Raw genomic sequence first — 22,095 nt, 5'->3', positions numbered from 1 at the left:
TGACTTGCCACCGGCTTAACATGAGGTCCACTCATTCCACCGGAGGTCATCATGTTCCTTTGGGGCACCGCGACCGCGTCCTACCAGATCGAGGGAGCCGTGGCGGAGGACGGCCGGGGCCGGTCGATCTGGGACACTTTCGCCCACGAGCCGGGCAAGGTCAAGGACGGTCACACCGGTGACATGGCGTGCGACCACTACCACCGCTGGACCGAGGATGTCACGCTCATGGCCGCTCTGGGCGTGAACTCTTACCGCTTCTCCATTTCGTGGCCGAGAATTCTCCCATCGGGCCATGGAACGGTCAACGAGGCCGGTCTCGGCTTCTACGACCGGCTGGTCGACGGCCTGTGCGCCGCGGGCATCGTCCCGGCGGCCACGCTGTTCCACTGGGACCTGCCCCAGGCGCTGGAGGACGAGGGCGGGTGGTTGAACCGCGACACCGCGAGCCGCATGGCGGAGTACGCCGCCATCGTGGCCGCCCGGCTCGCCGACCGCGTGCCGATCTGGATCACCCTCAACGAGCCGTTCGTCCACATGGTGTACGGGTACGCCCTCGGCACCCACGCCCCGGGCAGGACCATGTTCCTGGACGCCCTGCCCGCCGCCCACCACCAGCTCCTCGGCCACGGCCTCGCCGCGCAGGCGCTGCGGGCGCACGGGGCCGAGCGGGTGCTGGTCACCAACAACTGCACGCCCGTCTGGGCCGCGTCCGGTGCGGAGGAGGACGTGCGGGCCGCCGAGGCGTACGACACGCTGCACAACAGGCTGTTCAACGACCCGGTGCTGCTCGGCCGCTACCCCGGCCTGTCGGCCTTCGGCCTGGAGACCATGCCCGCCGTGCGGGACGGCGACCTCGCCACCATCGCCCAGCCGCTGGACGGGCTCGGGATCAACTACTACAACCCCACCCGCGTGTGCGCGCCCGGGGAGACGCCCATTCTGCCGTTCGAGGACGCCGGGATCACCGGCCACCCCACCACCGCCTTCGGCTGGCCGGTGGTGCCGGACGGCCTGCGCGAGCTGCTCACCGGCCTCAAGGCCCGGTACGGCGAGGCGCTGCCGCCGGTGTACGTGACCGAGAACGGCTGCTCACAGGAGGACGAGCCCGGCCCGGACGGGGTGGTGGACGACCAGGCGCGCATCGCCTACCTCGACGGGCACATCGCCGCCGTGGCCGCCGCGATGGCCGAGGGGGTGGACGTGCGCGGCTACTACGTCTGGTCGCTCCTGGACAACTTCGAGTGGGCCGAGGGCTACAACCAGCGCTTCGGCCTCGTCCACGTCGACCACGCGACCCAGCGCCGCACCCCGAAGGCGTCCTACCACTGGCTGCGGGAGAGGATCGCCGCACGCGCGACCCCCTGACGCGCCGGAAGGCCCCGCTAGAGCGACCGGGCTAGAAGACCGACACGTGCACGTGGTCGTAGTGGTTGGCGGTGACGCCGCCGCGGTCGGACATCGTGCGCCAGCCCGCGCCCGTGCGGATGTCGTAGTAGCGCTGCCGCCAGATGATGTACATGATGCCGAGCGAGCGTCCGTTCTCGATGCACCACTGGGCCAGGGCGTCGCCCCGGGCCTGGGAGGCGGCGTCGGGCATGCGGCCGCCCGTGCTCATCATGAAGTCGCAGGCGCGGCCCTTGCCGTGCTCGCCGGGGTCGCCGGGCCGCAGGCACCCGACGCCGAACGGCATCGGGAAGTGCTGCATGATGACGTTCCTGATGCTGATCATGCGCAGGGTGAGGCCGCTGCCGGCGTCCGGGGTCTGGAAGCCGAACTTCTTCAGCAGCTCGTCGACCTGCCGCTTCTTGGCCTGGAGGTCCTTGATCTCGTCCCTCAGGTCGGCGAGCTTCTTGTCGGCGAGCTTCTTGGCGGCCTTCTGGTCCTTGATCAGCCGGCCGATGTGGCTGACGCGCTGGTTCTTCTCGTCGGCGAGGTAGGTCACGGTCGCGACCTGGCTGAGGATCGTGTCGGGGTCGCCGCTGTAGGTGAAGACCCTGGGCCCGTCGATGGCGCCGGACATGTACGACTGGGCGTAGAACTGGGCGATCTGCCGCTCGGCGGTGGCCAGGTCCGAGCGCAGCTTCTTGACGCGGTCACCGGCCTTGGCGGCGGCGCGGCGCACGTCCTCCAGGCTCTGGATCTCGCCGCGGTACGCCTTCTGCAGGTCGGCCGCCTGCTTGGTGAGCTTGTCGAGTTGCGCCTGGGGGCTCGGCTTGGCCTCTGCGGACGGTATGACGAGCACCGAGAACAGCCCGAACAGCGCGGCGGCCAGCCCCGCCACACGGCCTGAACGCATCAGCCCTCCCACTTCCGGACACCCCGAGACTCTAGAAGCCGATCTTCGGAGCCGCCACACGATCGGAAGAAGCTACACACCGTTGGCGAACTATCTACCACTTTAGGAAGTTGCAAGAGCTCGGTTTCCGAAGAATTGGGCCCGACCGGATTCCGGACATCTCATGATTTGCCGGTAGATCATCGGGCACGACGGGCGGCGGGGCGGACGGGCGACCGATCCTATCGGCGGTGGCTCGCCGGAGTAGCCGAGTCTTGCCAACCCGGCCAGAACATGATTCGGTCTCAAGCGTCCGGCCGTCGCGCGGGCCCGCCCCCCGCACGACGGGACCGGACGACCGAGCACCCGCCCGATCCGACCGTCCGACCGTAGGAGGCAGGCCCATGCTCCAGTACGACCGTCTTTTCATCGGGGGCGACTGGGTTGCTCCCTCGGGCACCGCGACGATCGACGTCATCTCCCCGCACACCGAGGAGGTCGTCGGACGCGTGCCCGACGGCACCCCCGCCGACATGGACCGCGCGGTGGCCGCCGCCCGCCAGGCCTTCGACCACGGCCCCTGGCCGCGGATGACCATGCCCGAGCGCGCCGAGGTGGTCGGCCGGCTGGCCGCCCTGTACGCCGCCCGCCAGGCCGAACTGGCCGACGTGATCACGCTGGAGATGGGCTCCCCCATCGCGTTCTCGCAGATGGCCCAGGCCCCGCAGCCGCTCGGCATGCTCCAGTACTTCAGCGAGCTCGGGAAGACTTTCGCGGTCGAGGACGAGCGCCCCGGCGTCTTCGGCCCGGTCGTGGTACGGCGCGAGCCGGTCGGCGTGGTCGCCGCCATCGTGCCGTGGAACGTGCCGCAGTTCGTGATCATGACCAAGCTCGCGCCCGCGCTGATCGCCGGCTGCACGGTCGTGATCAAGCCCGCGCCCGAGACACCTCTGGACTCCTACCTGCTCGCCGAAATGATCAAGGAGGCGGGCGTCCCGGACGGCGTGGTCAACATCGTCGCCGCGGGCCGCGAGGCGGGCGAGCACCTCGTCGCCCACCCCGGCGTCGACAAGGTCGCCTTCACCGGCTCCACGGCCGCCGGACGCCGCATCGGCGCCATCTGCGGCGAGCAGCTCAAACGGTGCAGCCTGGAACTCGGCGGCAAGTCGGCGGCGATCATCCTGGACGACTGCGACCTGGGCGCCGCCATGGGCTTCCTGTCCATCGCGACCCTGATGAACAACGGCCAGGCGTGCGTCGCGCAGACGCGCATCCTGGCCTCCACCTCCCGGTACGACGAGGTCGTCCAGGCGATCTCCGACATGGTCGCCGGGCAGCGCGTGGGCGACCCCGCCGACCCGGCCACCGGCATCGGACCGCTGGTGGCGCGGCGGCAGCAGGAGCGTGTGGAGGGCTACATCAGGGCCGGCATCGACGAGGGCGCCAAGCCGGTCGTCGGCGGCCTCGACCGCCCACGCGACCGCGGCTGGTACGTCGCCCCGACCGTATTCGCCGGCGTCTCCAACGACATGCGGATCGCCCGCGAGGAGATCTTCGGCCCCGTGCTCTCGGTGATCCCGTACACCGACGAGGACGACGCCGTCCGCATCGCCAACGACAGCGACTACGGGCTGTCCGGCTCGGTCTGGACGGCCGACACCGAGCGCGGCATGGACATCGCCCGCCGCGTCCGCACCGGCACCTACGGCGTCAACATGATGAACACCATGGACCCGTCCACCCCGTTCGGCGGCTACAAGGACAGCGGCATCGGCCGCGAACTCGGCCCCGAGGGCCTCGCCGCCTACCTGGAGTACAAGTCCATCGCCCGTCTCGGCTGACTGTTCGGGGCGCGGCGGTGTTCTGGAGGAGGAGGGAGGAAGGGGTGAGGAACGAGCCCCTTCCGAGTGACGACGGAAGAACGCCGCCTCCGGGGCGCCTCGAACCGCCGTGCCGGAGGCGCGGCCATAGGCACGGCCGGGACGACGCGCCACGAGCGGAGGGAGGAAGGGGCCCGTCCTTCACCCCTTCCTCCCTGACGGCGGTGGACCGCCGGCTCGATGGCGCCCTCTCGTCCGTGCGAACGGAGAGCGCCACAAGCAGGTGCGAGATCGCCCCCGTCAGGAGAGGGACGCGAGCTCTCCTGGTGGATCTCATACCTCCTTCGTGGAGGTAGACGACATTTATTGGGGTTTGGTTCGCGCCACTATGGCGAAAGTTTCCCGGGCGATCTCCAGTTCCTCGTCGGTCGGCACGACGGCGACCGTGACGGCGGAGTCGTCGGTGGAGATGACGCGGGTGCCCGTGGCGGTCACGTTGCGCAGCGGGTCCACCCGGATGCCGAGCGACTGGAGCCCGGCGAGCACGCTGCTCCTGACCAGCGAGGAGTTCTCGCCGACCCCGCCGGTGAAGGCGATCACGTCGACCCGTCCGAGCACGGCGCAGTAGGCGCCGATGTACTTGCGCAGCCGGTGGCAGTACACGTTGTAGGCCAGCGCGGCGTCCTGGTCCCCGGCCTCGACGCGCGCGATGACCGCGCGCATGTCGTTGTCGCCGCACAGCCCGAGCAGCCCGCTACGCCGGAAGAGCATCGACTCGACCTCGTCCGGGCTCATGCCCGCGCGGATCAGCATGAAGATCGCCGCCGGGTCCATGTCCCCCGAGCGGGTGCCCATGACCAGCCCCTCCAGCGGCGTCATGCCCATGGAGGTGTCGACGCACCGCCCGGCCGAGACCGCCGAGGCGCTGGCGCCGTTGCCGAGGTGCAGGACGATCACGTTGGCGGTGTCGGGCTGCCCGACGAGCCCCGCCGCCACGCGGGAGACGTAGGCCGTCGAGGTGCCGTGGAAGCCGTACCGGCGCACGTCGTGGCGCTCGGCGATCTCGCGGTCGATGGCGTAGGCGCGGGCGGCGGGCGGGATCGTGCTGTGGAAGGCGGTGTCGAAGACCGCGACCTGCGGCACGTCCGGCCACCACCGGCGCGCCCACTCGATGCCCGCGAGGTTGGCGGGGTTGTGGAGGGGCGCGAGCGGGACCGCCGCCGCGATCTGCTCGACCACCTCGTCGGTGATGAGCGCGGGCGCCCTGAGCCGCGGTCCGCCGTGCACCACGCGGTGGCCGATCGCGGTCAGCCCGGCGGACTCCACCGCGCCGTCCCGCGCCACCCGGCTCAGCGCGGCCTCGTGGTCCCGGACGTCCGAGCCGGGCTCGCCGATGTTCTCGATCTTGACCGCCTCGGCGCGCGCCGGCCCCTCGGCGTCGCCGGGGTCGATGAGCTGGTACTTCACCGACGACGAGCCCGAGTTGAGCACGAGGATCACGGGGCCACCTCGCGCGCGGCGCCCGGGCGGGAGATCCACCGGCCGATCCGCCGGACGAGGTCGGGGGTCGCGGCCGACTCGGCGTGGCCGTACCCCGGCTCGATCCACAGCTCCTTGGGCTCGCGGGCCGCCTCGAAGAGCTGGTGGGCGTGCTCCAGAGGGAAGAAGTCGTCGGCGTCGCCGTGGACGATGAGCAGCGGCACGGGCGAGACGCGCCCGGCGGCCTCGTACGGGGCGAGCGGCACCGGGTCCCACGAGGTGGAGCGGATGCGCGTGCGCTTGGCGAGGCGCGCGGCCAGGCGTCCGGGCGCCTTCTCTATGGCCCAGTGGACCTGCCGCATCGGCCGCGTGCCCCGGTAGTACCAGCGGGCCGGGCCGCTCACCGCGACGACGGCGTCCGCGCCGCCGTGCAGGGCCGCGTGCCGGACGGCGACGGCCGCGCCCATCGAGAACCCCACGGTCGCGACCCGCGAGTAGCCGACGGAACGGGCGTGCGCGATGGCGGCGTCCATGTCCAGCACCTCGGCGTCGCCGACCGTTGAGAGGCCGCCCGACCTGCCGTGCCCGCGGAAGTCGAACGCGACCACGCCGCCGAAGTCGCTCAGCACGTGCGCGATGCGCCGGGTCGTGGGATCGCGCCAGGAGCCGGTGAAGCCGTGGGCCAGGATGATGCCGAGGCTCGCGTCGCCGCGCGAGGGGGTGTGCGCCGCGTCGATCCGCACACCGTCCTTCGTCATCAGCGTCGCGGAGAAACTAGCGGCGAGTGGCATGAGTCGAGCTTATGCGCGAGCGCCTCCGCGCAGGAGACCCAGCCCGCCGGTGCCGGCATGGCCGTGCGCGTCTCCGCCTTGGCCGAGATCGGCATGACGAACCCGGCCGCGAACGCGGCGACCACCACCGCCCATACGGCGAGACGGCATCGTGCGCCCATGTGCCGCCTGCACGCGAACGGGCCGAAATCCTCGACGACCTGTTCGGTGGCGGCGAATCGCGTCTGTCCTTCGTCCACCATGCCGACTGTCTTCCCGAGGCGGGGGGTGTTAGTCGCGCGTGCTCTTTCCTTGACCGGGAACGCGCGACGAGATGGGGGTCCGGAGCCGGGCGTTCGACCTGGTCATCCGGGTCACGACCCATTTGTGAAATCTATGCGAATTGTCCACCGGCGCGCGGACCCGGCACGTGGCGGTGAGGACGATCAACTAAAATGGATTGGGCCGCAGAGTCCGCGGCCGGCCTCCACGAACCAGAGCGAGATTCCATCATGCCTTTGAACAGCCGCGACGACCTGCGGAACCTCGCGATCATCGCGCACGTCGACCACGGCAAGACCACGCTGGTGGACGCCATGCTCTGGCAGTCCGGGGCCTTCCGCGCCAACCAGGACGTGGACGAGCGGGTCATGGACTCCAACGACCTGGAGCGCGAGAAGGGCATCACCATTCTCGCCAAGAACACCGCGGTCAAGCACGGAGACCTGACCCTCAACATCATCGACACCCCCGGCCACGCCGACTTCGGCGGCGAGGTCGAGCGCGGGCTGTCGATGGTCGACGGCGTGGTCCTGCTGGTCGACGCCTCCGAGGGCCCGCTGCCCCAGACGCGCTTCGTACTGCGCAAGGCGCTGATCGCCAAGATGCCGGTCATCCTCTGCATCAACAAGGTCGACCGCCCCGACGCCCGCATCTCCGAGGTCGTCGACGAGGTCTACGAGCTCTTCATGGACCTGGACGCCACCGAGGAGCAGATCGACTTCCCGATCGTCTACGCCTCCGCGAAGGCCGGCCGGGCGAGCCTCAAGCGCCCGCAGGACGGCGGGATGCCCGACTCCGAGGACCTGGAGCCCCTGTTCGAGACGATCGCCTCGACGATCCCGGCGCCGGTGTACGACCCCTTGGCCCCGCTCCAGGCCCACGTCACCAACCTGGACGCCTCCAGCTACCTCGGGCGCATCGCCCTGTGCCGCGTCCACCAGGGCACGATCAAGAAGGGGCAGCAGGTCGCCTGGTGCCGCACCGACGGCAGCATCCAGCGGGTCAAGATCAGCGAGCTGCTGATGACCGAGGCCCTGGAGCGCAAGCCCGCCGAGCAGGCCGGGCCCGGCGACATCATCGCCATCGCCGGCATCCCCGACATCATGATCGGCGAGACGCTGGCCGACCCGGACGACCCGCGCCCGCTGCCCCTGATCACGGTCGACGAGCCCGCGATCTCGATGACCATCGGCACCAACACCAGCCCGCTGGTCGGCAAGATCAAGGGCTCGAAGGTCACCGCCCGCCTGGTGAAGGACCGCCTCGACAAGGAACTGGTCGGCAACGTCTCGCTGCGCGTGCTCGCCACCGACCGTCCCGACGCGTGGGAGGTCCAAGGCCGCGGCGAGCTGGCGCTGGCCGTTCTGGTCGAGCAGATGCGCCGCGAGGGCTACGAGCTGACGGTCGGCAAGCCGCAGGTCGTCACCCGCGAGATCGACGGCAAGGTGCACGAGCCGGTCGAGCGGCTGACGGTCGACGCGCCCGAAGAGTACCTCGGCGCGATCACCCAGCTCCTGGCCATCCGCAAGGGCCGCATGGAGCACATGACCAACCACGGCACCGGCTGGATCCGCATGGAGTTCGTGGTCCCGGCCCGCGGCCTGATCGGCTTCCGCACCGAGTTCCTCACCGAGACGCGCGGCACCGGCCTGGTCCACCACGTCTTCGAGGCCTACGAGCCGTGGTTCGGGGAGCTGCGCACCCGCAGCAGCGGCTCACTGGTGGCCGACCGCGCGGGCGCGGTCACGGCGTTCGCGATGCTCAACCTCCAGGAGCGCGGCACGCTGTTCGCCTCGCCGGGCACCGAGGTCTACGAGGGCATGATCGTCGGCGAGAACAGCCGCGCCGACGACATGGACGTCAACATCACCAAGGAGAAGAAGCTCACGAACATGCGGTCCTCCACGAGCGAGGAGACCGAGAAGGTCATCCCGCCGCGCACGCTCTCGCTGGAGCAGGCGCTGGAGTTCTGCCGTGAGGACGAATGCGTCGAGATCACCCCGGAAACCGTCCGCCTGCGCAAGGTCGTGCTGGACGCCGCGAGCCGGGCCCGCACCGCCGCCCGCGCCAAGCGCGGCAACTGACCCGCGAAAAGGGCCCTCCCCCACCGGGGAAGGGCCCTTCGGTCGTCCGGGGACGCGCGGGTCGGCTACGCGCCCGCTTCCGGCCTACGGGAGACGCGAGGGTCAGCTACGCGTCCACCTCTGGGCGGCGGTGCCGTTGCAGTCCCAGATCTGCAGCCGGGTGCCGTTGGCGGAGCTGCCGTCGGTGGCGTCGAGGCACCTGTTCGACTGCGGGTTGACGATCTGCCCGGTTCCGGAGTTGTAGGTCCACTTCTGGGCGCCGGTGCCGTTGCAGTCGTACAACTGCACCTTGGTGCCGCCGGCCGTCGAGCCACCGGTGACGTCGAGGCACTTGCCGAGGGCGCCCACCGAGCCGTCGCCGTTCCAGGACCAGTTCTGGGCGCCGGTGCCGTTGCAGTCGTAGAGCTGGACGGCCGTGCCGTTGGCGGTGTTGGCACCGGCCACGTCGACGCACTTGCCGCCGATGCCGGTGATCCTGCTGTTCGAGCCCGTCGGCTGGGCGTAGACGCGGACGTAGTCGACGGTCAGGCTCTGCGGGAAGGTGGTGGAGCCGTCGGGGTTGCCGGGCCAGTACCCGCCGACCGCCAGGTTCATGATCATGAAGAACGGGTGGTCGAACACCCAGCGGTTGCCGCCGAGGTCGGCCGGGGTCCGGCGCTGGTACTCGTTACCGTCGACGTACCAGACGATCAGGTTCGGGGACCAGTCGACGGCGAAGGTGTGGAACGCGTCGGCGAACGCGCCGCCGATCGAGTACCCGGCGCCGATGCCGCCGGCACCGGAGTAACCCGGGCCGTGGATCGTGCCGTGGACGGTGCTGGGCTCGCGGCCGATGTTCTCCATGATGTCGATCTCACCGCTGTTGGGCCAGCCGACCGACCCGAGGTCGTTGCCGAGCATCCAGAAGGCGGGCCAGATGCCCTGGCCGCGCGGCAGCTTCATGCGCGCCTCGAACCGCCCGTAGGCGCGGGTGAAGGTCGCGGAGGTGAGCAGGCGGGCGGAGGTGTACTGGCAGGTGCCGTAGTGGCACTGGTAGTTGGCCGGGTTCTCCTTACGGGCGGTGATCACCAGGTTCCCGGCGCCGTCCATGGCGGCGTTGCGGGTGCTGTCGGTGTAGTACTGCAGCTCGTTGTTGCCCCAGCCGCTGCCGCCGATGTCGAAGCGCCACTTCGACGCGTCGACGGCACTGCCGGCGGCCCCGTTGAACTCGTCGGACCAGACGAGCGGGCCTGGGGCGGGGGCGGCGCTGGCGGTGCCGCTCATGGGGACGAGCAACGCCAGCACCGCGAACAGAGCGGCACCGATGGAGAGAAGCGTTCTGGAACTGGGGGGGCGGACCATACGGGTCACCTCATCGGATCCGTGGATGTAGCATTACGGAAACTTTCGGGCAACGATATTGTCCATGTCAAGAGAGCGCTCTCATGAAATTTCGGACCTCGTCGTGGGCACGGCGATGTCCGTGGATAGGCCAGTGCGCGGCCCCCTCAGGAGCGCTTGCGCTCCCCCTCGGCGGCCTCGCCCGCGTACCGCTTGCCGGCGGCCAGCTCGCGGCCCCCGTACAGCTCCGAGACCGTCACGAAGGTGTAGCCCTTCTCCGCGAGTTCGTGGAGGAGGCGGGGCACGGCATCGGCGGTGGTCCTGTGGATGTCGTGCATCAGCACGACCGAGCCGGGCCTGGCCTCGGCGGCGCGACGAGCGATGACGGCGCTGTCCTTGTCACGCCAGTCCATGGTGTCGACGTCCCACAGGATCTGCGCGAGACCGGCGCTCCGCGTGGCGTCCCCCACCTTGGCGTCCGTGGCGCCGTAGGGCGGGCGCATCAGCCGCATCGTGACGCCCGTGACCGCCCGCACCGACTCCTGGGTGCGTTCGAGCTGGACGGACAGCGCCTCGCGGGACAGCGACGGCAGCGAGGGGTGGTCCCAGGAGTGGTTCCCGATCTCGTGCCCCTCGGAGATCATGCGCCGCAGGTACGGCTGCGTCACGGGGTTGACCATCTGCCCGACCACGAAGAACGTCGCCTTCGCGTGGTAGGCGGCGAGCATGTCGAGCACCTTGCCGGTGTAGTCGAAGGGCCCATCGTCGAAGGTCAGGGCCACGCACTTGACCCGGTCGCAGCGGATCGACCGGCGGTTCGGCGCCACGACGGGACGGGTGCCCGGCCAGCCGGGCTGCTGCACGATCACCCGCAGCGCCACGAGCGCGGGATCGGCGGCCGGGCGGACCGGCGCGGACGTCCGGACGCGGACGACCTCATTCCTCTGGCTCCTCCGGCTCGGCGCGGACACCTCCCCGCATCCCGACAGGACCAGCGCCATCGAGAGCGTGAGCGGAAACCACAGCCACAGTACTCCAGCGCGACATCCAGCCACCCGCTCGCTCCCCCCGAAACAGCGGCAGGGGGTTACGGGTACCTTTCAGCCGTTTCCCCCCGCAGAGTCTTCGCCAGCTCCTCCCACCAGGGAGGAATCTCGGCGTGCAACTCCGCGTAGCGACGTGCCACCCGAATGGCACATCCGACCGGATCCGTACCCAGATGGCGACGTTTCACCACACCCTCCTGCCAACGGTAAAAGCCATCACGGAACGTGACGACCAGCCCGATCCAGACAGAAAGGATGGCGTCGTCGCACACCACGTACGCGTCGGCGACTCCAAGCCCCTCCAGCTCAACGCGCAGCTTCGCCATGGCCGCGCGGGAGTCGGTCACCCGTCCACCCCCCGGATGACCCTCGGCCGGACGGGGACACGGCCGGGAACTCGGCCGGGGGGATGACTCTTCAGCGCAGACACACCGATGATGTACCCGTATGGGCGCCTCCTTTGCACCACACGGAGCGAGACGTGATGCGTCCGTGAGATGACGTTCACGAAAACTGTGCCTAAGGGGCGCCCCGAACACGCCGTCCCGGGGGCGCGGCCACAGGCGCATCGGGGGTTTGGCGGGGTTCGGTGACGACCATGATGAAGCGCAGGCGGCCGGCGGTCTCGTTGGCGTAGCGGTGGGGGCGGTCGGCGCTGAACAGCACGGCCTCGTCGAGCCCGACGACGTGGCTCTGCCCGTACACCGACAGGGTCAGTTCGCCCTCCAGGACGGTCAGCATCTCGCGCGTGCCGGACGGGTGCGCGTCGCCGTCGTGGTGCTCCCCCGGCGCGAGCGTCCAGTCCCACATCTCCAGGATCGCCGGGGCGTCGGACCCCACGAGCAGCCGCGCGGAGCCGCCCTTGTCGCTGCGCCACAGCGTGACGACGTCGGAGGCGTGCACCACGCGGACGACCGGCGTATCGGACACCTCGACCAGGCGGGCGACCGTGACCCCGAGGGCGTCGGCGATGCGGGTGAGCGTGGTCACGCTGGGGTTGGTGCGGCACTGCTCGATCTGGACGAGCATGCCCCGGCTCACCCCCGACCGGGCGGCGAGCGCGTCGAGGGTCATGCCCCGGTGGGCGCGCTGGGCGCGGACGTTGCTGGCGATCGCCGCCGTGATGGTCTCCGGATCCGGCATGAGTGCAGTTTAGTGACCGTTGTGTGCAGTGGATTAGTCCCAATATATTGCACTAACAGTGCAATCCAGTGAAGGGTGAACCGCGATGACGGCCGTGCTGCTCGCGACCATCTGCGCCGTCGTGTACGGCATGGCCGACTTCTTCGGCGGTCTCGCCACGCGGCGCTCGCGCGTCCTCGCCGTCGTCCTGCTCACCCAGATCGCCGGGCTGCTGTTCGTGATCCCGCTGCTGCCGCTCCTCCCGGGCACTCCCGGCATGGGCGCGCTGGCCTGGGGCATGGGGGCCGGGCTGTGCGGCGGGCTCGCCGTCATCTTCTTCTATCGTGCTCTGGCCGGCGGCGTCATGTCGGTGGTGGCGCCGACGACCGCGACCATGTCCGTGGCGCTGCCCGTTCTGGTCGGCCTGGCCATGGGCGAACGCCCGGAGCCGCTCGCGCTGGCCGGGGTGGCGCTCGCGCTCGGCGCGGTGATCCTCGTCGGGCGCGACTCCGCCCCCGCGGGCGGCAGGGCCACGCTCGGGCCGGTCGTCCAGGCGCTCGCCGCCGGCCTCGGCTTCGGCGCGTTCTTCATCCTGCTCAAGCAGGCGCCCGAGGGCTCGGGCCTGTGGCCGCTGTTGGGCGCCCGCTTCGCCTCGATCTTCCTGGTCGCCGCGCTCGCCCTGGTCAGCGGGCGCACGCTTCGGCCCGGTCCGGGGGCGATCCCCGCGATCGTCGCCGCGGGCGTCATGGACATGGGGGCCAACGTGCTCTACGTCCTGGCGGCGCAGCGCGGCCTGCTGGTCGTGGTCGCGGTGCTGGTGTCGCTCTACCCGGCCAGTACGCTCCTGCTCGCCCGCTGGGTGCTCAAGGAGCGCCTGAACGCCCTCCAGGCGTCCGGAATCGGCCTCGCCCTAGGCGCCATCGCGCTGATCGCCGTCACCACGACCTGACCCCCGCCGCCCCCGGACATACGCGGACATACGGCCCCGGACAAGGCGAAGGCCGGCCCGGCGGGGTGCCGTGCCGGCCTTGGTGAGCGCCCGTCAGGCGGTCGGGAGCTCCAGAGCGCCCGTCAGGCCGCCTGGAACTCCGGGGTGAGGCGTACGCCCTCGTCGTGGGCGTAGCCTTCGAGCATCGTCCTGAGCTGGCGGCGACCGCGGTGCAGGCGGGACATGACCGTGCCGATCGGCGTGCCCATGCGCTCGGCGATCTCCTTGTACGCGAAGCCCTCGACGTCGGCGAGGTACACCGCGACCCGGAAGTCCTCCGGGAGGGACCGCAGGGCGTTCATGACCACGCTGTCCGGGAGCTGCTCCAAGGCCTCGGTCTCGGCGGAGCGCAGCCCGGTCGACATGTGGGACTCGGCGGCGGCGAGCTGCCAGTCCTCGATGTCCTCGGCGGCCGACAGCTTCGGCGACCGCTGCTGCTTGCGGTAGTCGTTGATGAAGTTGTTCGTCAGGATGCGGTGCAGCCACGCCTTGAGGTTCGTCCCCGGCCGGAACTGGTGGTAGGACGTGTACGCCTTGGCCACCGTCTCCTGCACGAGATCCTCGGCGTCCGCCGTGTTGCGCGTGAGGCGCATCGCGGACGCGAAAAGCTGGTTGGTGACGGGCATGACGTCACGCTCGAACCACGCGCGACGCTGCTGTTCGGTCATCGAGATCATCTAATCCCCCTCAAACCTGCCTGACCCCCGTTACCCGCCCGGCATGAACCCATGCAGGTTCGGTAACCGCTTTACTCCATCTGACGGCTCATCACATGCTCATGGTTCACCCATAAGAGTGACGTTAAGGGTTGTCGCTGGTCAGGAGGGTCATCAAGCGATTGGCCGACGGTGGCCACGTCACACCGAGGCCGGACAAGTTTCATTATAGTAACAGACGTCACCCAAAACGGTGAAAAATGTGGTAAGGCTCACATGGAACCGGGCAGCCGGTACCGTGGCGACATGAAGTACGTGGACCGGCATGATCCGACGACGCGGGACTGGGTTGCCGAGGCGATCCGCACGGTGGAGGCGGACGCCAACCGCAGCTGCGACACCCACCTGCACGTCTTCCCGCTGCCCCCGCGCTGGGGCGTGGACCTCTACCTGAAGGACGAGTCCGTCCACCCCACCGGTTCGTTGAAACACCGGCTGGCCAGGTCCTTGTTCCTGTACGGCCTCGCCAACGGGCACATCGGCCCGTCCACCACCGTCGTCGAGGCGTCCAGCGGCTCGACCGCCGTCAGCGAGGCGTACTTCTGCCGTATGCTCGGCCTGCCGTTCGTCGCCGTCATGCCCGCCTCCACCTCGCCGGAGAAGATCGCGCTCATCGAGTTCTACGGCGGCAAGTGCCGGCTCGTGGACGACCCCCGGGCGATCTACGAGGAGTCCCACCGTCTGGCCGAGGAGACCGGCGGCCACTTCATGGACCAGTTCACCTACGCCGAGCGCGCCACGGACTGGCGGGGCAACAACAACATCGCCGAGAGCATCTACCAGCAGATGGCCCTGGAGCGCCACCCCGAGCCCGCCTGGATCGTCGTCGGCGCCGGCACGGGCGGCACCTCGGCCACCATCGGCCGCTACATCCGCTACCGCCGCCACGCCACCCGCCTGGCCGTCGTGGACCCGGACGGGTCGGCGTTCTACCCGGCGTGGGTCGGCGGCGAGGACGCCGGGACGGCGCGCGGCTCCCGGATCGAGGGCATCGGCCGCCCGCGCGTCGAGCCGTCGTTCCTGCCCACGGTCATCGACCGCATGATCCAGGTGCCGGACGCCGCGTCGATCGCCGCGATGCGCTGGGTGCGGGAGGTCACCGGGCTCGACGCCGGCGGATCCACCGGGACCAACGTCGCGGCGGCCGTGGAGCTCATCAAGGAGATGCGCGAGAACGGCGAGCGGGGCAGCGTGGTGACGCTGATCTGCGACGGCGGCGAGCGCTACCGGGGCACGTACGGCGACGACGGCTGGCTCGCCGAGCACGGCATCGACATCGACCCCCCGCTCGGCGAGCTACGCGCGTTCCTCGGTTCCTGAGCTCGTGCCGTGCCTATGGCGCTCTCTCGTGCACGCGGTGAGGGCGCTCCAGAGCCCTCACATGCCTATGACGCTCTCTTCATTCGCGCGGTGAGAGCGCCCTTGAGCCCTCACGTGTTGCCGAGGATCGCGTCCACGAAGACCTCGGCGTCGAAGGGCGCCAGGTCGTCGGGGCCCTCGCCGAGGCCCACCAGCTTGACCGGGACGCCCAGCTCGCGCTGGACCGAGACGACGATGCCGCCCTTGGCCGTGCCGTCCAGCTTGGTCAGCACGATGCCGGTGACGTTCACGACCTCGGCGAACACCTGGGCCTGCCGCAGGCCGTTCTGGCCGGTCGTGGCGTCCAGCACGAGCAGGACCTCGTCCACCGTGGCCTTCTTCTCGATGACGCGCTTGACCTTGCCGAGCTCGTCCATCAGGCCGGTCTTGGTGTGGAGGCGGCCGGCGGTGTCGACGATGACGGTGTCGACCTTGTCGTCGATGCCCTTGGTGACCGCGTCGAAGGCCACCGACGCCGGGTCGGCCCCCTCGTCCTTGCGGACGACCTCCGCGCCTACGCGCTCGCCCCAGGTCTGGAGCTGGTCGGCGGCGGCTGCGCGGAAGGTGTCGGCCGCGCCGAGGACGACCTTGCGGCCGTCGCCGATGAGCGCGCGGGCGAGCTTGCCGGTGGTGGTGGTCTTGCCGGTGCCGTTGACGCCGACCACGAGCACGACGGCGGGACGCTCGCCGTGACGTGCGGTGTGCAGCGTGCGGTCGAGGTCGGCGCCGATGAGCGTGAGCAACTGCTCGCGCAGCAGGCCGCGCACCTCGCCGTGGTCGCGGGAGCCGAGCACCTTGACCTTGGTGCGCAGCTCGTCGACCATCGCGCGCGTGGGCCCGACGCCGACGTCGGCGGTGATCAGCGTGTCCTCGACCTCGTCCCAGACGTCGTCGTCGAGGCGGTCGCGGGACAGCAGGTCGAGCAGGCCCTTGCCGAGCGAGGTCTGCGAGCGGGCCAGCCGGGCGCGCAGGCGCACCATGCGGCCCGCCGACGGGGGCGGGATCTCGATCTCGGGAACCACCACGGGCTCCACCGGCCGCGCCGGGGGCGGGACGGTGGTCGTGACGGTTTCGTCCTCGATCACGCCGGTGGGCGGGGCCTGTTCGCGCTCCGGAAGGGTGGGCGCCTGCGGCGGCGTGACCGGCGGCGCGTGTCGTTTCGTGGGCCGGAACAGCAGGAACATGCCCCCCGTCGCGAGCAGCGCGACGAGGATCACGATCAGAATGATGCCAAGATACCCATCCACAAGAAGCCAGTTTTCCAGACGGGCGGGCGTGGTGACGCCCGGGCTCACCCATCCTGCGGCGGTTATACCGATATTTCCCGACTTGTAGGACGAACTTTGAAGATCATTAAGTTCAGGCGGTTTCCCGCTCGCGAAGCCGCTGGCTGACCACCTGCGTGACCCCGTCCCCGCGCATGCTCACCCCGTACAGCGCGTCCGCGATCTCCATCGTCCGCTTCTGGTGCGTGATCACGATGAGCTGCGAGCTCTGCCGGAGCTCCTCGAACAGCGTGAGAAGCCGCTGGGTGTTGGTGTCGTCCAGCGCCGCCTCGACCTCGTCCATGACGTAGAACGGCGACGGGCGGGCCTTGAAGATGGAGATCAGGAACGCCACGGCCGTCAGCGACCGCTCCCCGCCCGACAGCAGGGACAGGCGCTTGACCTTCTTGCCCGGCGGCCGGGCCTCGACGTCGACCCCCGTGGTCAGCATGTCGGACGGATCGGTCAGCAGCAGGCGTCCCTCACCGCCGGGGAACACGCGCGTGAAGATCGTCTCGAACTCGCGGGCGACGTCCTCGTACGCGGCCGTGAAGACCTGCTCGACCCGCTCGTCGACCTCCTTGACGACGAGCATCAGGTCGCGCCGGGTCTTGCGCAGGTCCTCGAGCTGGGAGTTCAGGAAGGTGTGCCGCTCCTCCAGCGCCGCGAACTCCTCCAGCGCCAGCGGGTTGACCTTGCCGAGCTGCGTCATCTGCCTCTCGGCCGTCCGCGCCCGCTTCTCCTGCTCCTCGCGGACGTACGGCACCGGCTCGCCGTCGCCCACCGGCACCGGCTGCTCGGGACCGTACTCGGCGGTCAGGGCGTCGACCTCGACGCCGTACTCCTCCATCGCCCGGGTCTCCATCTGCTCCAGGCGCAGCCGCTGCTCGGTGCGGGCGACCTCGGTGCCGTGCACGCGGTTGACCAGCTTGTCCAGCTCGCCGGACAGCTCCCGCACCCGGACCCGGACGGCCTTCAGCTCGGCGTCGATCTCGCCCCGGGCCCGCTCGGAGTCGTCGCGTTCGTCGGCGGCGGCGGCCAGGGACGCCTCCAGCACCCCGAGCGCACGCCCGGCGCCGTGGACCACCGCCTCGGCGACCTGCGCCTGCGCGCGGCGGCGCTCGCGCAGCGCGGCGGCCCCGGCGCGCTCCTCGCGCTCGCGCCTGGCCGCCCGCATGAGCTGGTCGGCCCGGCCCGCGATGCCCTTGACGCGCTCCTCGGCCGTACGGACGGACAGGCGGGCCTCCATCTCGGCCTGCCGGGCGACCGAACAGGCCGAGGCCAGCTCGTCGCGCGTCTCGGTGGTCGGCTCGGCAGTCAGCTCGTCGGCGTACTCGGCCTCGGCGAGGCGCTCCTCCAGCTCGGCCACGCCCGCGAGATGGCGGTCGCGGGCCTCCTCGGCGGCGGTGACGTTCGCGGCCAGCCGCTCGCACTCCTGGCTCGCGGCGTTCGCGGCGGCGTCGAGCTGGGCCAGCCTGCGGGCCACGGCGGCCTGCCGCTGGTCGGCCTCGCGCTGCCTGCCGCGCAGGCCGTCCAGCACGCCCTGGGCGGCCTTCACCCCCGCCTGGGCGGCGTCCACGCCGGTCTGGGCCTGCGCCGCGCGTGCCTGGGCGGCCTCGACGGCCTGCTGGGCGGCCCGCTCCTCTTCGGCGGCCTCCTCCAGCGCCTCGCCCGTCCGCTCGGCGGTGGCGGCGGCCTCGGCCAAGGCGGCCACGGCCTCGTCCAGCGCGGTGCGCATCTGCAGGACGGACGCGCCGCCGCCGGATCCGCCGTAGGCGTAGTGGGCGCCCACCAGGTCGCCCGCCCAGGTGACCGCCCGAAGATCCGGGCGTTCCTGGACGAGCCGGGTGGCGGCCGGCAGATCGTCCACCACCACGACCCCCGCCAGCAGGCCCTCGGCGGCCGGGCGCAGCTCGCCCGGGACGGTGACCAGGTCGGCCGCCCACTGGGCCCCGCCGGCCGGGGCGGGCCGCGTGACGGGAGCGGCGGAGGCGACGACCAGGCCCGCCCGGCCCGCGCCCTTGGCCCGCAGCAGCTCCAGTGCCTCCACGACGGTGGCCTGCGACTCGACGGCCACCGCCTCCGCCGCCGCGCCGAGCACTGCGGCCACGGCGACCTCGGCCCCGGACCGCACGGTCATCACGGCGGCGAGCGGCCCGAGCACGCCGGGCAGGCCGGCCGCCAGCAGCGCCGCGCCGCCGTCCGCGCCCTGCGAGAGGCCCATCTCCAGGGCGTCGCGCCGGGCCTCCAGGGCGGCGAGGCCGCGCTGCGCCTCCTGGTCGGCCGCGCGGGCCGCGGCCACCGCCGACCTCGCCTCCGCGAGGGCCTTCCTCGGGGCCTCGACGGCCGCCCTGGCCTCCTGGACCGCGGCCCTGGCCTCCTCGACCACCACCTCGGACTCGGCGACGCCCTCCTGCGCCAGGGCCAGCTCCTCGGCCAGGCCGGGCTCGGCGGCGGGCTCGGCGAGGCGCTCGGCCTCGTGGTCCTCGCGGGCGCGCTCGCTGCGCTGCCGCGCCTCCGCCAGGGCCTTGCCGAGACGCCCGATCTCCTCCTCGGCGGCCCGCGCGCGACCGCGCACCGCGGCGACCTCGCCCCGCAGCCGGGCCAGGCTCTCCCGCCGGTCGGCCGCCGCCCGCGCCGCGGCGGCCAGGCGACGCTCCTCGCCCGCCAGCGCCTCCTCGGCCTCCGTACGCCGCCAGACGGCCTGTTCGAGGACGGCCTCGGCCTCCTCCAGCTCGGCCTTGAGCGTCTTCTCGCGCTCGCGGACCTCGGCGGCCTCGCGCTCGTAGTCCTCCGGGTCGCGCCCGCGCCGCTCGATCGACGCCGCCTCGACGGCGTGCCGCTGCCGTTCGCTCGCCAGCGTCTCGACGCTGTGGAAGCGCTCCTTCAGGGCGGCCAGGCGGTAGTAGGTCTCCTGGGCGGCGGCCAGGCGGGGCTGGGCGGTGCTCTCGGCGACCTCCAGCTCGGCCTCACGCGTCTGGCCGGTCTCCAGCTCGCCCTCGACCTCGGCGCGCCGGACGCGCACGACGGCCTCGTCGGCGGCCTCCTGGTCCAGGCGGGTGCGCAGCCGCACGACGTCGTCGGCGAGCAGGCGCAGCCGGGCGTCGCGCAGGTCGGCCTGGATCACCGCGGCCTTGCGCGCGATCTCGGCCTGGCGGCCCAGCGGCTTGAGCTGGCGGCGCAGTTCGTTCACCAGGTCCTGGACGCGGGTGAGGTTGGCCTGCATGGCGTCGAGCTTGCGCAGCGCCTTCTCTTTGCGCTTGCGGTGCTTCAGGACGCCCGCGGCCTCCTCGATGAAGGCCCGGCGCTCCTCGGGGCCGGCGTGCAGGACGGTGTCGAGCTGGCCCTGGCCCACGATGACGTGCATCTCACGGCCGATGCCGGAGTCCGACAGCAGCTCCTGGATGTCGAGGAGCCGGCAGGTGTCGCCGTTGATCGCGTACTCGCTCTGGCCCGACCGGAACATCAGCCGGCTGATCGTGACCTCGGTGTAGTCGATCGGGAGCGCGCCGTCGGTGTTGTCGATCGTCAGCGTGACCTCGGCGCGGCCGAGCGGCGGCCGGGAGGACGTGCCGGCGAAGATGACGTCCTCCATCTTGCCGCCGCGCAGCGACTTGGCGCTGTGCTCGCCCATCACCCAGGCGAGCGCGTCGACGACGTTGGACTTCCCCGACCCGTTGGGGCCGACCACGCAGGTGATGCCGGGCTCGAACCGCAGGGCGGTGGCCGAGGCGAAGGACTTGAAGCCGCGCAGCGTCAGGTTCTTCAGATACACCGCGCCGCCGACCTCCCCGCCGAATCCGATCCGCCGAGGTCACCCGTGACCTGGACGATCCATGCGGGGCACACTACTCGCTCGGGCCCACGTGTGTGCCTAAGGCGCCGTCTTCGTTCACGCGGTGTGCGGACGCGAACCGGGCCCCCGTGGGTGCGCCAGGGGTGCCGGGGAGAACTGGCTGTACAACACGAAGGGACGCCTTTGAGGGGCGTCCCTGACGGTGTGTTGCCGTACCGATCCTCAGGTGAGGGCCGGCTCGCGATCCTGCAGACGGGTGAACTCCTCGTCCCGCGACTGTGCCGCGAGAGCGTCGTTCTGCGCCTGGAGCCTTGTGAGCTCAGCCTCCAGATCCCGGATCCGCTGCTGAAGACGGCGCATTTCCGAGACCATCCGAGGGTCGAGACCGCCGACGTGGCCGAGTAGAGCCTTCGCCATGGTTAAGGGTCCTCCACGCTGAGTGACCAAACTGGGTCGCGCACTTGTAACCGCGGGAGGGGTGCGCGTGTTTCCTCTCAAGAGTCGCACCGGCGATGGAGGCGGTCAAGTTGAACGCTCCCCATGAATGCACCAATGGGCACTCCCGACATGTAAATATACCGCATTTAGGGGGTTTAAGGGAAGCGGCTACCGCTCCACAAATCCACCAAAACCACCTCGAACCGGCGTCCAGCGCTCCACCACTGCATCTACCCGCCCCGGCGTCGTACCACCCCTGAGCAGGGCGAGGAGCTTCTCACACACGTCGCGAGGACCCTCCGCGACGACCTCCACCCGGCCGTCGGCCAGGTTCGACGCCGACCCCACCAGGCCGAGCTCCAGGGCCCGCGCCCGCGTCCACCAGCGGAATCCGACCCCTTGGACGTGGCCCCGGACCCACGCATTGAGACGTACGTCACCCGAGTCCGAAATGCTCATTGAAGTGTCCTGGGTTGACATCGCGGGCAACTGTAGGAGGACCTGTTCATGAACGCTTCGCGCAGGACTGGCGCGCCGCAGCGTCCGCACGGCTCGCCCTCACGGCCGTAGACGTTGAGCGACCGGTCGAAGTAGCCGCTCTCGCCGTTCACGTTGACGTACAGGCTGTCGAACGACGTGCCGCCCTGGCCCAGGGCCTCCCCCATGACCTCGCGCACCACCGCGAGCAGCTCGGCCGCCTTGCGCGCGCCCAGCGCCCGGGTCGGCGTGCCACCGTGCAGCCGCACCCGCCACAACGCCTCGTCCGCGTAGATGTTGCCGACCCCGCTGATCAGCGACTGGTCGAGCAGCGCGCGCTTGATCTCGGTCTGCCGGACGGCCAGCTTCCGCGCGAACGCGTCGTCGTCGAAGGCGTCCTCCAGCGGATCCGCCGCGATGTGGACGATCGTCTGGGGCACCGAGCGCGCCAGAGGCACCAGCGGCGCCACCAGCAGGTGCCCGAACGTGCGCTGGTCGACGAACCGCAGCTCGGGGCCGCCGTCGTCGAAGCTCAGCCGCACCCGCAGGTGCTTCTCCACCGGAGAGCCCGGATCCACGACCAGGAGCTGGCCGCTCATGCCCAGGTGGGCGAGCAGGGAGTCGACGGCCTCGCCCGGCCGCCCCGCCTCGCCGAGGGGCATCCAGAGGTACTTGCCGCGGCGCTCGGCCGACAGCAGGGTGCGGCCCGCCAGCCTGCCGGCGAACTCGGCGGCGCCCGGCACGTGCCTGCGGATCGCGCGGGCGTGCAGGACCTCGGCCTCGACGATCGTGCGGCCCGCGACCCAGCGCGACAGGCCGCGCCGCACGACCTCGACCTCCGGCAGCTCGGGCATG

At 71.0% G+C, this 22,095-nt stretch carries 19 protein-coding genes; 5 read left to right on the top strand and 14 right to left on the bottom strand.

What is annotated here, in order from left to right; translation table 11 throughout:
* Positions 1 to 51: 51 nt before the first annotated feature.
* Entirely contained in the window at positions 52 to 1,368 is a 1,317-nt protein-coding gene (locus tag AB0H21_RS05265) for a GH1 family beta-glucosidase (RefSeq protein WP_358512003.1), read from the top strand.
* Positions 1,369 to 1,399: 31 nt separating this feature from the next.
* Here the strand turns inward: AB0H21_RS05265 and AB0H21_RS05260 are convergent, their stop codons facing one another.
* A complete protein-coding gene (locus tag AB0H21_RS05260) occupies positions 1,400 to 2,299 on the bottom strand; it encodes a hypothetical protein (RefSeq protein WP_358512000.1) in 900 nt (299 codons plus the stop codon).
* Positions 2,300 to 2,682: 383 nt separating this feature from the next.
* Here AB0H21_RS05260 and AB0H21_RS05255 point away from each other — a divergent pair, with 383 nt between their 5' ends.
* Positions 2,683 to 4,119 (top strand): aldehyde dehydrogenase, encoded by a 1,437-nt coding sequence (locus AB0H21_RS05255; protein ID WP_358511997.1) that lies wholly within the window; start codon positions 2,683 to 2,685, stop codon positions 4,117 to 4,119.
* Positions 4,120 to 4,461: 342 nt separating this feature from the next.
* Here AB0H21_RS05255 and AB0H21_RS05250 read toward each other — a convergent pair whose 3' ends face one another.
* Genes AB0H21_RS05250 through AB0H21_RS05240 form a run of 3 tightly spaced genes read right to left on the bottom strand, consistent with a single transcriptional unit; the run spans position 4,462 to position 6,610 of the window.
* On the bottom strand, positions 4,462 to 5,598 hold the full coding sequence (locus tag AB0H21_RS05250; RefSeq protein ID WP_358511994.1) for an acetate kinase: 1,137 nt from the start codon (positions 5,596 to 5,598) through the stop codon (positions 4,462 to 4,464).
* On the bottom strand, positions 5,595 to 6,368 hold the full coding sequence (locus AB0H21_RS05245) for an alpha/beta fold hydrolase (RefSeq protein ID WP_358511991.1): 774 nt from the start codon (positions 6,366 to 6,368) through the stop codon (positions 5,595 to 5,597). Before AB0H21_RS05245 ends, AB0H21_RS05250 begins: the two co-directional genes overlap by 4 nt.
* On the bottom strand, positions 6,335 to 6,610 hold the full coding sequence (locus AB0H21_RS05240; protein WP_358511989.1) for a hypothetical protein: 276 nt from the start codon (positions 6,608 to 6,610) through the stop codon (positions 6,335 to 6,337). Before AB0H21_RS05240 ends, AB0H21_RS05245 begins: the two co-directional genes overlap by 34 nt.
* 249 nt (positions 6,611 to 6,859) lie before the next feature.
* Here AB0H21_RS05240 and typA point away from each other — a divergent pair, with 249 nt between their 5' ends.
* A complete protein-coding gene (typA, locus tag AB0H21_RS05235) occupies positions 6,860 to 8,713 on the top strand; it encodes a translational GTPase TypA (RefSeq protein ID WP_358511986.1) in 1,854 nt (617 codons plus the stop codon).
* Between the two features lie 102 nt (positions 8,714 to 8,815).
* Here the strand turns inward: typA and AB0H21_RS05230 are convergent, their stop codons facing one another.
* The 4 genes from AB0H21_RS05230 to AB0H21_RS05215 form a co-directional block, all read right to left on the bottom strand.
* Positions 8,816 to 10,054 (bottom strand): family 16 glycosylhydrolase, encoded by a 1,239-nt coding sequence (locus tag AB0H21_RS05230; protein ID WP_358511983.1) that lies wholly within the window; start codon positions 10,052 to 10,054, stop codon positions 8,816 to 8,818.
* Between the two features lie 146 nt (positions 10,055 to 10,200).
* On the bottom strand, positions 10,201 to 11,088 hold the full coding sequence (locus AB0H21_RS05225; protein ID WP_358511980.1) for a polysaccharide deacetylase family protein: 888 nt from the start codon (positions 11,086 to 11,088) through the stop codon (positions 10,201 to 10,203).
* Positions 11,089 to 11,120: 32 nt separating this feature from the next.
* Complete coding sequence (locus AB0H21_RS05220; protein WP_358511977.1) at positions 11,121 to 11,426, bottom strand: hypothetical protein; 306 nt, start codon at positions 11,424 to 11,426, stop codon at positions 11,121 to 11,123.
* A gap of 172 nt (positions 11,427 to 11,598) precedes the next feature.
* Positions 11,599 to 12,222, bottom strand: a complete 624-nt coding sequence (locus AB0H21_RS05215) for an XRE family transcriptional regulator (RefSeq protein ID WP_358511974.1) — start codon at positions 12,220 to 12,222, stop codon at positions 11,599 to 11,601.
* An 85-nt stretch (positions 12,223 to 12,307) separates the two neighbouring features.
* Between AB0H21_RS05215 and AB0H21_RS05210 the strand changes: the two genes are divergently transcribed.
* Positions 12,308 to 13,150, top strand: a complete 843-nt coding sequence (locus tag AB0H21_RS05210; protein WP_358511972.1) for a DMT family transporter — start codon at positions 12,308 to 12,310, stop codon at positions 13,148 to 13,150.
* A gap of 122 nt (positions 13,151 to 13,272) precedes the next feature.
* On the opposite strand, the gene AB0H21_RS05205 is transcribed toward AB0H21_RS05210, so the two are convergent.
* A complete protein-coding gene (locus tag AB0H21_RS05205) occupies positions 13,273 to 13,866 on the bottom strand; it encodes a sigma-70 family RNA polymerase sigma factor (protein WP_358511969.1) in 594 nt (197 codons plus the stop codon).
* A 285-nt stretch (positions 13,867 to 14,151) separates the two neighbouring features.
* Between AB0H21_RS05205 and AB0H21_RS05200 the strand changes: the two genes are divergently transcribed.
* On the top strand, positions 14,152 to 15,225 hold the full coding sequence (locus AB0H21_RS05200; RefSeq protein ID WP_358511966.1) for a PLP-dependent cysteine synthase family protein: 1,074 nt from the start codon (positions 14,152 to 14,154) through the stop codon (positions 15,223 to 15,225).
* A 110-nt stretch (positions 15,226 to 15,335) separates the two neighbouring features.
* Here the strand turns inward: AB0H21_RS05200 and ftsY are convergent, their stop codons facing one another.
* From ftsY to mutM, 5 genes are all read right to left on the bottom strand, one after another.
* Complete coding sequence (gene ftsY, locus AB0H21_RS05195) at positions 15,336 to 16,511, bottom strand: signal recognition particle-docking protein FtsY (RefSeq protein ID WP_358511963.1); 1,176 nt, start codon at positions 16,509 to 16,511, stop codon at positions 15,336 to 15,338.
* A gap of 112 nt (positions 16,512 to 16,623) precedes the next feature.
* A complete protein-coding gene (gene smc, locus AB0H21_RS05190) occupies positions 16,624 to 20,304 on the bottom strand; it encodes a chromosome segregation protein SMC (RefSeq protein ID WP_358511960.1) in 3,681 nt (1,226 codons plus the stop codon).
* Positions 20,305 to 20,547: 243 nt separating this feature from the next.
* A complete protein-coding gene (locus AB0H21_RS05185) occupies positions 20,548 to 20,742 on the bottom strand; it encodes a hypothetical protein (protein WP_114027795.1) in 195 nt (64 codons plus the stop codon).
* A 189-nt stretch (positions 20,743 to 20,931) separates the two neighbouring features.
* Positions 20,932 to 21,222, bottom strand: a complete 291-nt coding sequence (locus tag AB0H21_RS05180; protein ID WP_358511957.1) for an acylphosphatase — start codon at positions 21,220 to 21,222, stop codon at positions 20,932 to 20,934.
* Entirely contained in the window at positions 21,219 to 22,094 is an 876-nt protein-coding gene (gene mutM, locus AB0H21_RS05175; protein ID WP_358511954.1) for a bifunctional DNA-formamidopyrimidine glycosylase/DNA-(apurinic or apyrimidinic site) lyase, read from the bottom strand. The genes AB0H21_RS05180 and mutM overlap by 4 nt, the downstream gene beginning before the upstream one ends.
* Between the last annotated feature and the right edge of the window lies 1 nt (position 22,095).

Origin of the sequence: Sphaerisporangium sp. NPDC051011 (assembly GCF_040653595.1) — a bacterium.
In the GTDB taxonomy this organism is placed as follows: Bacteria; Actinomycetota; Actinomycetes; order Streptosporangiales; family Streptosporangiaceae; genus Sphaerisporangium.
This window is presented reverse-complemented; position numbering and strand designations above follow the sequence as displayed.